The following is a 13,695-nucleotide window of genomic DNA, read 5'->3' on the forward strand; positions in this document are numbered from 1 at the left end:
CCGGAACGCGAAGATTCGCCAAAAAGATGTATGAAACCTTCTGATTTTGAACCGGATAAGACGCGGTCGGCACACCGGCCCAACAGGCACCAAAACTAAATTGAATGGCAAACTGACGTGAAGATTCAAGCGGTATGGAAAATGCGCGCCGGCCTGCTTGCGTTGCTGTGTGTTGCTGCCGCGGGCAAGGGGCAGGCCCAGTCGGTATCGACCTATGGCACTCCGGGCCTGCTTGAGGTTCCAACGGCAGAAATGTTTGACGACGGCACGCTGGTCTTCACGGCAGCAGGGCTGCGGGATACTGGGCGGGCGACGATGACCTTCCAGATGCTGCCCTGGGTTCATGGCAGTTTCCGCTATGCTTTTATCAAAGGGTTGGACGGATCAGCGGGTGACCGATACGACCGCAGCTTTGACCTCCACTTCCGGCTGCGCGAAGAAAGCAGGCACAGTCCGGCCATCGTGATGGGGCTGCGCGATTTCGGTGGTACCGGCATATATGCCGCAGAATATTTCGTGGCCACGAAAACCTTTCGCGAACAGTTCAAACTGACCGGCGGCATCGGCTGGGGGCGTATGGCGGGCCGCGGTGCGTTCTCGAACCCGCTGGGTATATTCGGCAGCCGGTTTGACACCCGGCCCGACGCAAACTCGAGCGGCACCGGCGGGCAGGTGGAATTCGGCAACTGGTTTCGCGGTGACGCGGCCCTGTTTGGCGGGGCCAGCTGGCAGTATAATGACCGGCTGACTTTTCTGGCCGAATACTCGCCCGACCTCTACACCCGTGAACACGATGACATCGGGTTTGACGTCCGTTCACCAATCAATGTCGGGGTGCAGTACCGGTTCAAAAACGGGACACAGCTGACCACATCGTACCTTTACGGCACAACGCTGGGGCTGACATACAGCTATTTCATCGACCCGCGCAAATCGGCGGTGCCGGGCGGGCAAGGCGCAGCGCCGCCGCCCTTGTTGCCGGCATCTCAGACCGCCGCCGCAACGCACCGCATGCCCGGCGACATCCGCGACCGGATGCAGGCCGCACTGGGGCAAGAAGGGTTGCGGTTGGTCTATTTGTCTGAAAACAGCGACACCGTCCGTGTCGGGGTCGAAAACGACAGGTATGGTCAGGCCGCGCAAGCTCTTGGACGCACCGCCCGCGTGCTAGCCAACGAACAGCCGCCCAAAACCGAACATTTCGATATTGCGCTAATGTCAGACGGCGTGCCGCTCAGCGCGGTTCGGGTCAATCGCAACGACCTTTATGAGCTGGAGCATGATCCCGACAACGCCTGGCGCAGCTTTGCCCGGGCCGAGGTTTCGGACACGCTGCCGCTGATCCAGGGTGGCATCCTGACCGATGCCTTTCCGCATTTCTCCTATCGGTTCGGACCCTACCTGAACTTTTCGTTCTTCGATCCCGATGACCCGCTGCGATACGAGTTGGGGGCCGCGCTGGAACTGGATTATACCCTGTCGCCCGGTTTTACCCTGTCCACCGGCCTGCGACAGCCGATCCTGAGCACGCTGGATGACAGCACCCGCGTCTCGGATTCCCCACTGCCGCATGTTCGTTCGGACTGGGCGATTTATGCCCGCGAATCCAACCTGCGGATCGATCACATGACCGCAAATTACATGTGGCGACCGGCAACAAACCTCTATGCCCGCGCCACGTTGGGTTATCTGGAGACCATGTTCGGCGGATTCTCAAGTGAGCTGCTCTGGTACCCCACCAACAGCCGACTGGCCCTGGGAATCGAGGCCAACTACGCGGTACAACGCGATTTTGATGTGCTATTCGGATTTCAGGATTATGATGTCGTCACCGGCCATGCCTCGGCCTATTACGACCTGCCCGGAGATTACCACGCGCAGGTCGATGTCGGGCGCTATCTGGCCGGGGATTACGGTGCCACCTTCACGCTGGATCGCGAGTTCAACAATGGCTTCAAGGTGGGCGCATTCTTTACCCTGACCAATGTCAGTTCCGAGGAATTCGGCGAAGGCTCGTTCGACAAGGGAATCCATCTGGAAATCCCGGTGTCGTGGCTGACCGGCCGCCCTTCGCGCAACAAGATCAGCCAGACGATCCGCCCGGTTCTGCGCGACGGTGGTGCGCGGCTGCATGTGCGTAACCGGCTGTACGAAGTGACGCGCGAAGCCCGGGCGCAGGACTTGTCCCGCGGATGGGGGAGGTTCTGGCGATGAAAGCTTTGCGATCCATTTTTCTGGCCCTGTTGCTGACCTCCTGCGGCGACGCACAAGAGGATTTCGAACTGCTCAAAGGGACATTGCTGCCCAATACACCCCGGTTCCACCCGCGCGCCGAGGTGCTGGCCGCACGCCGTCCTCTCCCGCCCCGGCTTGAGGTCGGGTTTCCGTCCCGCGACCTCAGCGGTGTCATGCTGTTGGAGACTGAGCGCGATGGGGTTCAGACCTGGCTGAGCGCCGACGGGGCTACCATTTCACTGGACCGGGGCATGCTGATTTCAACCAAAGGGTTCGGATCCGGCATGGCAGGTTCGGATGTGCGGCAAAGCACCGATCTGATCCTGTCCGGCGGCACCGGCAGAATCGAGCGATTTCATAGCTTTCTCAACGGCAACGATGAGATTGAGCAACACGCCTACGTCTGCGAGATCACGGCCTTGCCCTCCGAAGACATTCTTCTAAGCGGCACTCCCGTAGCAACGGAAAAACGGCAGGAAGACTGCTATGGGGTGGCCGAACGGTTCACCAACATTTACTGGGTGCAGGACCGCACCGGCAGGATCATCCAGTCCTCGCAGTGGACGGGCGATTTCCTGGGCAACATGTTCATCAAGGCTGCACCAAATGACATTTAAGGTATTGAACAACGGAGGGCAGCTCGTGCGCCAAATTCCACTATTTCTCAGCGTGCTGGCCATTGGCGGTCTGATCGCCGGATGCTCGACCATTTATCGCAGCCCCTCGGTCACAGCCGGTGTGTCGGACGGCAACAAAGTGCGGGTTGTCCCGGTGACGCCGGAAACCGTTCTGGTGGCCAACCGCGCACCTTATGCGCCCAAAACCCTGCCATCGGTGTTTCAGCTTTCGGCCGGTTCAGGATCAGGCTCCAGCCAACGGGGCCTCGGTCCATTGCCCGAAGCTCCTTCGACACAGCAGGGGTCGCGCGCGGGGCTTCAACTGAACCCGCCTCCGCAGATGAACCCCGGACCTTACACCATCGGCATCGGCGATGTTTTGGTGTTGTCGACCCCTTCCACCCAAGGAACCGCTGGCGAGCTGTCGGGCCTGTTGGCCGCCCAAAACAGCCGCAACGGGTATACCGTACAGGATGACGGTGCGATCAATATCCCCGATGTGGGTCGCGTCCGGCTGGTCGACCTAACTGTGGACGAAGCCGAAGCCCTGCTGTTTCAGCGCCTGGTGGAAAACCAGATCGACCCCACATTCAGCCTCGAGATTGCCGAGTTCAATTCGCGCCGCGTCTCGGTCGGTGGGGCCGTAGGGCAACCCGGCGTGCAACCGATCACTCTGACCCAGTTGACTCTGGGTGAAGCGCTGTCGGCGGCAGGTTCAGTTTCGGTCGGTGATATCGACAACAGTTCGGTGCGGCTTTATCGCGATGGACAGATGTATCAGATCCCGCTGCAAGACCTCTACTCGCGCACGGAATTGCAGAACCTGTTCCTGATCGCCGATGACTCGGTCTTTGTGGATACCGATTACGATCTGGACCGGGCCGAGCGCTATTTCGCCCAGCAAATCCAGTTGCGCGAAACAGTGCTCGAAGGGCGCCAGACCGCGCTGCAGGAACTTAATACCGCCGTGAATCTGCGCCGCGCCGACCTTGATGAGCGGCGAAACAACTTTATCCAGTCCATTGAGTTGGATGCGGTCGACCGCGATTATGTTTACCTCAGCGGCGAGGTACGCACGCAAGGTAGGTACGCCCTGCCTTTCAACCACAGTGCGACGCTGGCGGACGCCTTGTTTGACACGGGCGGCGGTATCGCCAAGGAAACCGGCGACGCGTCCGAGGTTTATGTGTTGCGCGCCTCGCAGGACGCGCGCGAATTCGGAGCGGTAACGGCCTGGCATCTGGATATCCGAAATGCAGCGCAACTGACGCTGGCGGCCCAGTTCCAGCTGCGCAGCAACGACATTATCTTCATCGCTGAAAACCCGGTCACGCGTTGGGGCCGCACCATCAGCCAGATCACTCCATCTCTGATCACAACACCGATCAACGCCGCGGTGAATTAAGAGGGGCCGTGGCTTGCATTCACCACACATGCCCGCGCGCCCCACTGGGAAGGCAACACTGGGCCCGCCATCTTGGCGTCCGCATATTGCCCGGCTGATCAAAATCGCCCTACCATGCGGCGGAAATTACGATGTCCGGGTCAGGGGCCTGGAACCGCAGAAACAAGGAACTGCAACATGAAGATTGCGATTGCCGGGATCGGCTATGTGGGCCTGTCCAATGCTGTACTGCTGGCGCAAAACCACACGGTGGTCGCACTGGATATCTCGCAGGATCGCGTGGACCTGATCAATCGGCGTGAAAGCCCGATCCAGGATGCCGAGATCAATGATTTTCTGGCCAATCGCGATCTGGACCTGACTGCAACGACCGATGCAGAAACCGCCTTTAAGGGCGCGGATTTCGTTGTGGTGGCCACGCCCACCAACTACGACCCACGAACCAATTATTTTGACACCAGCTCAGTCGATGCTGTGATCGAGCAGGTCACCGCGCTGAACCCGGATGCTGTGATCGTAATCAAATCGACTATACCGGTAGGGTTCGTATCCGATGCGCGCCAACGGTTCGCCACGGACAATGTGATTTTCTCACCGGAATTTCTGCGCGAAGGCCGGGCTCTGCACGATAACCTCCACCCCAGCCGGATCATTGTCGGCGAACGCTCGGACCGGGCAAAAATCTTTGCAGATCTGCTGCTGGAAGGGGCGGTCGACAAGGACGTGCCAGTTCTGTTTACCGATGCCTCGGAGGCGGAGGCCATCAAGCTGTTCGCCAACACCTATCTTGCCATGCGCGTGGCGTTCTTTAACGAGCTCGACAGCTATTCGCTGGCAGGTGGTATGGATTCACGCCAGATCATCGAAGGCGTCAGCCTCGATCCGCGCATTGGCTCTCAGTACAATAACCCGTCTTTTGGATATGGTGGGTATTGCCTGCCGAAAGATACCAAGCAGCTGTTGGCGAATTACAACCACGTGCCACAAAACCTGATCCGCGCCATCGTGGATGCCAATCGCACCCGCAAGGATTTCCTCAGCGATCAGATTCTGATGAGGGGTCCGAAAACTGTCGGGATTTATCGCTTGGTGATGAAGGAAGGCAGCGATAATTTCCGCCAAAGCTCGATTCAGGGCATCATGAAGCGGATCAAGGCCAAGGGCATTCAGGTCATTGTCTACGAGCCGGTGCTTGAAGACGACCACTTTTTCCATTCGCCAGTGGTCCGCGATCTGGACGCCTTCAAAAGCCAGGCTGACCTTATCGTCGCCAACCGCCTGTCAGAAGACATCAGCGACGTCAGCGAAAAGGTCTTTACCCGCGACCTGTTCGGAGCGGATTGAGACCGGCAGGGCCTCGCGGTGCATTTCCGCGGGAAGACAGACCGGTCCCAAGCACATCTTAAGCCAGCACCATGGCGTGAATACCGGCTGCCGTTGTTCCGGTGGCGTGCACGCGTGTGACCCCGACAGGCAGGATTGAAAAGCTGGTCACTTGAACCGTTCGAGTATCGCCACGCACGGTTGTGATGACCACTGTTCCGCCAGTTTCGACGTATAATCCGATCGCCACATCGGCCAGATCGGCGGTATCGGACGGCTCAACGGGTGCAATGTCCCGCGCGGGGCCGGACAAGCTGGCAACACGGTTGATAAATGGGTTCGTCGTCATGGGGTTTGTCTCGCTGTCTGTGTCAGTCAGCGGGACGCTAGCCAATACCGTTTAACGATCCGAAAGGCGACCGCGCGTTGCATCGGACCCTCTTCAGCCCTTTGCGCCTTGGCCACGTGCGTATTTGTCCTCAAATCGAACAATGTCGTCTTCACCGACATACGCGCCGGTCTGTACTTCGATCAGGACCATCGGAACTTTACCAGGGTTTTCCATTCTGTGAACCGCACCAAGCGGAATGTAGACGGACTCGTTTTCAGTCACCAACTGTTCCCGGTCATCTACGGTTACATGCGCTGTGCCTTCGACAACAATCCAGTGCTCGGACCGATGGAAATGGCTCTGCAGGCTTAGGGATGCGCCAGGATGTACGTGAATGCGTTTCACCTGAAACCGGTCACCGACCACCAGGCTTTCAAACCAACCCCAGGGACGGTGATCCTTTGGAAAGGTAGTGGCCTGATGCGCATCTTTTTCCTTCAGCGCGACAACAGCTTTTTTCACATCCTGCGCGCGCGTTGAATCCGCCACGAGAACCGCATCGTTCATTGCCACCGCAATGATGTTCTGCAGACCGATACCCACAAGTTCCAACTGGTCGCTATCAGACCGCAAAAGGGAATCCTGGCAATCAATTGCTGTTGCACCGCCGCTTGTGACCACTCCGTCCACATCCGGCCCGCTTTCGCGCCAGACCGCATCCCAGCCGCCCAGATCGGACCAAGCCGCATCAAAGGGAACAACGGACAGGTTCGTCGCTTTCTCCATGACCGCATAATCGATCGAAATATCCGCAGCCTTCGACCATGGCTCGGGGGCCAGTCGCAGGAATCCCAAATCAGGCACTGCTGTTTCGACCGCCGCCTGAACCGGATCAATCAAGTCCGGCGCATGAACACGGAAGGCCTCGATGATATCCGCCGCACGGAACAGGAAAATCCCCGCATTCCACTTGTAAGTCCCGGCTTCAAACATTTCGACCGCTCGGGCCAGATCTGGTTTCTCAACAAATTTCTTCAACTGGACTGGCGAACCTTGGGCATCCGGCGCCGTCGTCAGCTCAAGGTATCCATAAGCCGTCTCGGGGTGCGTGGGAGTAATTCCAAACGTCACCAATTGTCCTAGCGCTACGGCATCCAGCCCACGGCGAACCGCCGCGTGAAACGCTGCCGTATCCGGTACAACGTGATCAGAAGGTGCCACCAACAACACCGAATCCGGCTCCTGACCATGGGCGCGTAGCGCGGCGGCCAGAACCGCCGGGGCGGTGTTTCGACCCTCAGGCTCGATCAGAATGGCGCCCGGATCAATTCCGATCGCTTGCAATTGCTCTACGACGATGAACCGGAAATCCGAATTTGTCAGAACCATGGGCGCGGCGAAACTCAGGCCCTCCGCCGCACCCGACAGGCGGCGCGCAGACGCCTGAAACAGAGTTTCCTCTCCGACAAGGGGAACAAATTGCTTGGGGTAGCTTTTCCGGGACAACGGCCAAAGGCGAGTTCCAGAGCCGCCACAGAGTAAGACTGGGGTTAGCAACATGATGCGCTCGAAATCCGATTAATGATCGCTAGTCTAATCGAGTGTGACAGGGCTTTGCCTGTATTCAACCGGAAAAAGCGGTGATTGTACCGCTTACGTGGTCGAATGATCTGTCCGTCAGTCTTTGTTTCCATTTTTACCCGCAATTGGGCAGCGGTTGCATCGGAACCGGGTGACTCCATGCGCGTTTAGGCCGATCAGATTGCCAGCCGTTATTGTCCGGCGGTCAAAAATCTGGGCGCGCTGCCGTCAAGGCATACGGCACTCAGTACACCGGTGGCGAATGCGCCGGTATCGACGGCAATGCGCCCGCGCCGGGCGCTGGCCTTGTCGACAATCGTGTGCCCATGCACCACCCATACCCCGTCATGCCGGTCAACCGATTGAAAGGACGGATGCCCCCATATCAGAGTTTTGTCTTTCTGGTCCTCGGGCGGCACCTTAGGGTCGGCACCTGCATGAACGACACAAACGTTCCCTGTGATCACCCGCGTTTTCAGGTCGGCCACCCACTGGCAAAGATCTTCCCCCATTGTGTCCTTTAACCTGTCACGGCATTCGGTCAGCTGATCACCACTCATTTCAGAGCGCACCCCGCGCACTCCAAATGATGCCAATGTCTGTAACCCACCATAGCGCAGCCAACGTTGCCCATGTTCTTTGGGGTCATTCAGGAACCGCAACATCATGTCTTCATGGTTCCCCATCAGGCAGGTAAAATTCTGTTGCGAACTGATCAGCCGCAGTACGTCTGCGCTGTGCTCTCCTCGGTCGACATAGTCCCCGACCAGAACAATCCGGTGGTCCAGCGGCACCTGCGACAGCATTTTTTCCAGTTGCTTGAGGCAACCATGAACGTCGCCAATCACACATAGCGGTTCCTGGGGTGTTGGCGTTGAGAATGATTGCCGTCGCATTAGCCTTTTGAAAAGGGATGTCATGCCGATGAGCTGGGCTCCTGCGTTCTTCAATATGGCGTCAATCGGGTTCAATACCCATTTGCAATCCGTTCGTGATACCGCTGCGGTTGTCTCTCGGCAAGACCGGTTTCAGGTGGCTCGACAAGAGGGAATGCCCAATCGGATCAATTGCGCTCCTTGTATCCTGTAAATCCCATTTACGCGGGTGCGCCCCTTTTTCATAAACCAGGTTTTTAGAGGCTCGGGATAATAGCTGGCCATGATCTGACTGAAGTAGTCGAACTCTTTCTTCGCCAATCTGCGACCGTTTCGGGAAGGTCCGTGGAAGCCAAATATCGTTTTCGGATCGACGCATGTTCGAGGCAACCCCAGAAACATGGTGCAGGTCGAAAAGCAAACCCGTCCCCGAATTTCAACCTGAACACCCTTGCGTTGCAGGGCCTCCAATTCGATCAATCGGTCATGAAGATAGCCACCACGATCATTGGTAACCACCAGCTTTTGCTGCGCACGCACGCGTGTTGGAGATGTCACGATAGATACTATGACTGCAATGACCAGCAGGAATGCGGAATATCGCACGGTCCGCGAGCTGGGGAGGGAGTCGCCTTGGGAATACGTCGCGTTTGAAAGGGAACAAGGGTTCAGCACAGCTTTTTCTCCAGCTCCGGAAGTGGTCTGGATCCCGGCAAAATAGCGCCATGCCCTTGCTGAACCTTGCCTGCGTTGAAACCCGAATTTAAGTCAGTTTTTCAGTAGCTTTTCCAATTTTATTCTTCATCTTCAGAACAGTCGAGCGGTTGCGTGAAACGCCGCCCAGTTAAGGCGATCGCGCTCGGATATTTCCTCACCGGATGAGACCCTAATCGGCCTGGAATTGGGATGCGGTGAGTTAGTTTTGTCTGCCCGAATATGTCGGCGCCCGGAGATCCAAACTCATTTTGGTATTGCCTAAGTATCTGAATATAGCACGAACGTGGATAAAAAGCAGAATCTGGTTGGTGACCCTATGAGTTTGTTTTGACACGCAAGAGCCTTTTGAAACGTAATCAATTGCTGGACTTGGAGTTTAGAAATGCTGCGATCGCCCTTATCCAACCAGATTTTAACCTCTGGCTAATAAGGTGCGACAGGCTAGTTGGAATTACGAAAGCCCTGCATTTGCTCATCACCAGATCAATCTAAGTGAGCAGGCAGAACCGCACGTAAGACTCGGTATCTCCAAAGCAGTACGCGGTTTTCTGTGCCTAAGTTTGGTCGGCAAACTCAGTGGAACCTGTCGTCACTATGTCTGGTCACAATGTGATCCGGGGCAATGCGGTACAGTACAAACCGTCCAACGACCTTGATTTGTTCAGGCTCTTCTAGGAACTCGATAATGAGCGCCGGACCATCCCACAGCGTAACGGGTATCATAGCAGTCTGATTGGCCTTGTGAGCATCAAAGAGAATGTAAGAAATATCCTTCAGGCGAAAATAGTCGGGCAAGCGCCCCCCGCGAAGACTGTCTTGGTATTCCCAATTGTTGACAAGCCCGTCGCCATTGATGATCGAGCGTTCTGAAAAGTATCCCGTTATGCCGGAGTTATCGACCTGATAGATTCGGGCATCAGGTGGAATATTGGACTTTATCCATTCGGACATTTCGATAGCTTCAGTCGTTGCCCATGTTCGCGACATCCAATAGTCTGCCAGAATTGCAGTCACAGAGATGCAACCTGTTACGATTATTAACGTGGTTACTTTCTGAAAGGTTTGTGGGGCTCGGTTAAAAAACGGCTCCAAAACATGTACAGCTACAAGCACCGAAATTGATAAGGGCAATGAGTAATACCACGTTTCCAGTCCGCCTCGAAGAAACAAGGTCATAATCGTAAAATAGATAATTATCCACGCGCCAAGGGCAGCCACTACAAAATTGGCTTTCGACCGCACCCGGAACAAGCGCACCAAAGCAGCAATGGCAAAAAGGCCTGCTCCAAGCACGAATATTCCCAAAGGAGGGACACCTTGCGGGTTGAGTTTGAACAAAGGCACACCCATCGCCAATTCTGTAGACCTGAAGCCAATTTTCAATGTGCTCGAGATCGAACTTGGATGGCCAAACCAACTGTGACTGGCCGCGGCCACTGCCCCAAGCGCAAGAAATGTCGGAAGCAAAAGTAATATCAACCTCGGCACCGCGCGCCTGAGTGAGGCGGCCTCATTGGTTCCGCTCAGGAAAGCAATGGGTAAACTTACCAGGCCGACCAAAAGAACAGTGTCGACTCTGGAAAGGCAAACAAATGCTGCCAAAAGACCAGCAAAAAAATACCCGAGCCAACTGTCCTTAATTTTGAAACAAAAATAGAGAAATGCCCAAGTTGTCGTGACAAGTATGTTTGCTTCAGTTCCGAAGTCCTGATGGATGGCCATTGGCAGTAACCCGGCTAAAAACACCCATTTCGCTGGAAGGGACAGACCTAAAATCGCCGCCAGGCGAGCCGCAAAGAAAAAGCCGATAATCGTTATACACGCATCAAATAGAAAGACAGCGTCAATTCCCCCGTTACCAACAATTGGGGTAAGACAGGACAGACCGGACAATAAAAACAAATATAAGGGGTGAAAGCCGTTTGTCGCATTTACCCCATCAAACGAAACACCCAGTCCTGCACAAATATTGTGGGCAGTTTTCATATAAAAGTATGCATCATCAGGAAAAAAAAGGTGAATTTCCTCTGGGTGACTCACGTAAACAAACAACGAAATAATGAGGTAGACTAAGCAGGTTGTCACCAGTGGAAATCGGATGAACTCTTGAGCAATCCTCCATAGAGGATGTTTGGGTTCACTTAAATCTGGTGCTGCCCCGGAAGTTAACCTCATCACTTAATTTCTCCACTTTGGCCCGGCTTCGAAAAATAAGAAGATTTGGCGCCACAGATACCCAATACAATTAACCTGTCTCACATATTGGGTGGGGAAGTATTTTGGTGTCAACTGCCACTGATTTTTTAAAACACTCGATTGTCCGAAGGTGTTTTGGCAGGATAAGGCAGTAACCAGTTGAGGTAATTGTTATGGTCGCAGGGGAACAGTATGAGCCCGACGCGCGAGTCGCAGGGCTTTCACTTACAGTTCTGGCCGAAAAGCACTTTGTCGTAGCTCTTGGGATTATTCTGGTCATTGCAGCCGCTCTGCGAATTTTTCTGGCTCTTAATTCAGCGTATATCTGGGACGAAAGCCGCGAGTGGATACCTACAGCCAATGCGATTTCGCTATCATGGCAAAGCCTGGAACTCCCTCTGAGAACCAGTCGGCATGGCGCTTTTGCTTCCTACATAATTCACGCAAGCTCCGCTCTTTTTGGCGAATCCCATTTTGGCTTTCGGTTCTTCAATGCATTGCTAGGTGTAGCGACGGTATTGGTGATCGCGTTGACAGCAAAACGCTTTTTCTCGCCGTTAGCCGGGCTTGTGGCAGCTGTAGCGCTGACCTTCAACGAGTTTCATATTTTCGTTTCTATGGTCGCCGTTCAGATTTCCCCTTATCTTTTTTTCACCGCCCTAACATTGCACTATTTTCTGCGAAGCACGGAAAGTGGCAAACCAACAGACTTACTTCTCACGGCCGTTTTTTCTGGACTTTCCTTCCTTTGTTACGAAATTGGGGCGCTCAATATTCTTGCTCTGTTCCTTATTCTGATCTTTGTTACCAAAGGTGAGATTTTTACGAGACCAGTGACCTACGCGGGTGCGTTTGTAATCCTGATTATTGCATCACCTGATCTCTACTACGTCTTTTTCGATGGCACTGACACGACGGGGTATGGGGAGTACTTGAACGATATTTCGTTTCCCAAGTTTAATCCGATGATTGTCTACTTCTTTATCCCTGGAACAATTGAGTTTGCTTATGCAGCAGCGACCGGCGGGGCAGTTGTAAATGAAGTAGAAGAATACTCGCAAATGAATGATATCTTTGGCTTCTTGTACATTGCTGTCGTCGCTTGGTTTCTTTGGAGAGGGTTTTGGGGTTTGCTGCACGAAAGAACGGAACAGTCACCTGCTTTCTTGCTGGCGGTTTTCGTTCTTTTGGTTGGCGTTGTTCTGCTTTTCATTGATACAGATGCAATGGGGGGGCACTGGTTTTACGGTACTGCTACCTTGTTACCCGCTTGCGTTCTGATTGGAGCGCTGGCGTCCTCGAAAAACACCTGGCCCTTCAGCTTAATGTTGGTTGCTGCAATCGTTCTTGCGACGTTTAATGTTGTCGCCAATAATGTTGGCGTGGCGAAATGGTGGGGCGTTGCGTCTCCCTCTCGGTTGCCGGGAGATCGCAACACGTATGTAGAGGTAAATACACACTTCGACGCCTGTATGCTTTGCGAGCGCGGGTTCACACCCGTTTTGTCGTCCGTAGACGTCCAGGACGTTGGCAAAAGCGTCATGCGTCACGAAGGAGGAGACGTCATGCAAGGTCAAGTGCCTGATATTCTTCCGGATTCGAGAGAAGGTTCCTATCATATTCTTATCGACGGTAACTTCGATCAAACCTACCACCCGTTTGTTCGCCACATCATATTAAATTACAATCTGGTCAAGGGCGAAACAGTATTGCCCCCGATCGAGGTAGGTTTCTGGATTTCACGAAGTGATACGCCAGTCGTTCATCCCGATCCTTTTTGGATCGTTGATCCATAGAAACAAGCGCAAACCTCAAGTTTCTTGAACAGCATTGAGCGCCTAAAAACCGATGACTATCACGTCTCAACTGTTGTTAAACGTGGGGAGTTAATTAGAATTTTTTGATATCTACTTTGCGGCATAATCAGATTTTCAACCTGAAGTATTTTTCTTACTTGCCTTGCGTTTTCAAAAGCGCAACCGCAGTTCTTAGAGCCTTGGCAATACTGGGCCAGACAACATTACGCTCCTTCATCTCCGCTGGGCATGTGCTTTTTGATCTGGTGCGTTTTGCGGCTGTGGGGGTGTTGTGCGTGGTTTTTTTGGGGGGTCTGGCAGTCCGCGTGTGTCGCCGGGTGATGGGAGGGTAAGTGCGTTCTATTTTGGTGAGAAGTTTGTTTACGGGGGGTGGATTTGAGCCTCTGACCTTGAGGTTATGGTTTGAAGGGACGGTGGCGCCGGTGGGGCCGCGCAAGCCTTGATAACGACGCGGTTAAGACGTTAAGCAATTGATCCAGTGGATCAATTGTAGTCTGAACGGGTTGCTCTGAGATTTTCTGACGCTGGTTGCGGGAGCAGGATTTGAACCTGCGACCTTCAGGTTATGAGCCTGACGAGCTACCGGGCTGCTCCATCC

At 54.5% G+C, this 13,695-nt stretch carries 10 protein-coding genes; 5 read left to right on the top strand and 5 right to left on the bottom strand.

Annotation, left to right across the window (positions count from 1 at the left end; genetic code table 11):
• Nucleotides 1-141: 141 nt before the first annotated feature.
• From ACR0IY_RS19345 to ACR0IY_RS19360, 4 genes are all read left to right on the top strand, one after another.
• A complete protein-coding gene (locus ACR0IY_RS19345; protein WP_480676217.1) occupies nt 142-2,214 on the top strand; it encodes a YjbH domain-containing protein in 2,073 nt (690 codons plus the stop codon).
• Nucleotides 2,211-2,852: a YjbF family lipoprotein gene (locus tag ACR0IY_RS19350; protein WP_480676219.1), complete on the top strand. Its 642-nt coding sequence runs from the start codon at nt 2,211-2,213 to the stop codon at nt 2,850-2,852. The genes ACR0IY_RS19345 and ACR0IY_RS19350 overlap by 4 nt, the downstream gene beginning before the upstream one ends.
• Complete coding sequence (locus ACR0IY_RS19355) at nt 2,842-4,257, top strand: polysaccharide biosynthesis/export family protein (protein WP_480676221.1); 1,416 nt, start codon at nt 2,842-2,844, stop codon at nt 4,255-4,257. Before ACR0IY_RS19350 ends, ACR0IY_RS19355 begins: the two co-directional genes overlap by 11 nt.
• Before the next feature lie 177 nt (nt 4,258-4,434).
• Entirely contained in the window at nt 4,435-5,601 is a 1,167-nt protein-coding gene (locus tag ACR0IY_RS19360) for a nucleotide sugar dehydrogenase (protein ID WP_480676223.1), read from the top strand.
• A 58-nt stretch (nt 5,602-5,659) separates the two neighbouring features.
• On the opposite strand, the gene ACR0IY_RS19365 is transcribed toward ACR0IY_RS19360, so the two are convergent.
• The 5 genes from ACR0IY_RS19365 to ACR0IY_RS19385 form a co-directional block, all read right to left on the bottom strand.
• Nucleotides 5,660-5,929, bottom strand: a complete 270-nt coding sequence (locus ACR0IY_RS19365; protein WP_480676225.1) for a spike base protein, RCAP_Rcc01079 family — start codon at nt 5,927-5,929, stop codon at nt 5,660-5,662.
• A 93-nt stretch (nt 5,930-6,022) separates the two neighbouring features.
• Nucleotides 6,023-7,471 carry a mannose-1-phosphate guanylyltransferase/mannose-6-phosphate isomerase gene (locus tag ACR0IY_RS19370; protein ID WP_480676227.1) on the bottom strand — a complete coding sequence of 483 codons (1,449 nt, stop codon included), beginning with the start codon at nt 7,469-7,471 and terminating at the stop codon, nt 6,023-6,025.
• A 212-nt stretch (nt 7,472-7,683) separates the two neighbouring features.
• Nucleotides 7,684-8,340 carry a metallophosphoesterase family protein gene (locus tag ACR0IY_RS19375; RefSeq protein WP_480676229.1) on the bottom strand — a complete coding sequence of 219 codons (657 nt, stop codon included), beginning with the start codon at nt 8,338-8,340 and terminating at the stop codon, nt 7,684-7,686.
• Between the two features lie 180 nt (nt 8,341-8,520).
• Complete coding sequence (locus ACR0IY_RS19380; protein WP_480676231.1) at nt 8,521-8,925, bottom strand: hypothetical protein; 405 nt, start codon at nt 8,923-8,925, stop codon at nt 8,521-8,523.
• A 732-nt stretch (nt 8,926-9,657) separates the two neighbouring features.
• On the bottom strand, nt 9,658-11,262 hold the full coding sequence (locus ACR0IY_RS19385; RefSeq protein WP_480676233.1) for a hypothetical protein: 1,605 nt from the start codon (nt 11,260-11,262) through the stop codon (nt 9,658-9,660).
• Between the two features lie 191 nt (nt 11,263-11,453).
• Here ACR0IY_RS19385 and ACR0IY_RS19390 point away from each other — a divergent pair, with 191 nt between their 5' ends.
• On the top strand, nt 11,454-13,076 hold the full coding sequence (locus ACR0IY_RS19390) for a glycosyltransferase family 39 protein (RefSeq protein WP_480676235.1): 1,623 nt from the start codon (nt 11,454-11,456) through the stop codon (nt 13,074-13,076).
• Nucleotides 13,077-13,695: the final 619 nt, after the last annotated feature.

The organism is Ruegeria sp. BC1 (assembly GCF_056539305.1).

What these genes read in the sequence shown, in the direction of transcription:
- ACR0IY_RS19345 (WP_480676217.1), top strand. Translation starts at nt 142, where the DNA reads ATGCGCGCCGGCCTGCTTGCGTTGCTGTGTGTTGCTGCCGCGGGCAAG.
- ACR0IY_RS19350 (WP_480676219.1), top strand. Translation starts at nt 2,211, where the DNA reads ATGAAAGCTTTGCGATCCATTTTTCTGGCCCTGTTGCTGACCTCCTGC.
- ACR0IY_RS19355 (WP_480676221.1), top strand. Translation starts at nt 2,842, where the DNA reads ATGACATTTAAGGTATTGAACAACGGAGGGCAGCTCGTGCGCCAAATT.
- ACR0IY_RS19360 (WP_480676223.1), top strand. Translation starts at nt 4,435, where the DNA reads ATGAAGATTGCGATTGCCGGGATCGGCTATGTGGGCCTGTCCAATGCT.
- ACR0IY_RS19365 (WP_480676225.1), bottom strand. Translation starts at nt 5,929, where the DNA reads ATGACGACGAACCCATTTATCAACCGTGTTGCCAGCTTGTCCGGCCCC.
- ACR0IY_RS19370 (WP_480676227.1), bottom strand. Translation starts at nt 7,471, where the DNA reads ATGTTGCTAACCCCAGTCTTACTCTGTGGCGGCTCTGGAACTCGCCTT.
- ACR0IY_RS19390 (WP_480676235.1), top strand. Translation starts at nt 11,454, where the DNA reads ATGGTCGCAGGGGAACAGTATGAGCCCGACGCGCGAGTCGCAGGGCTT.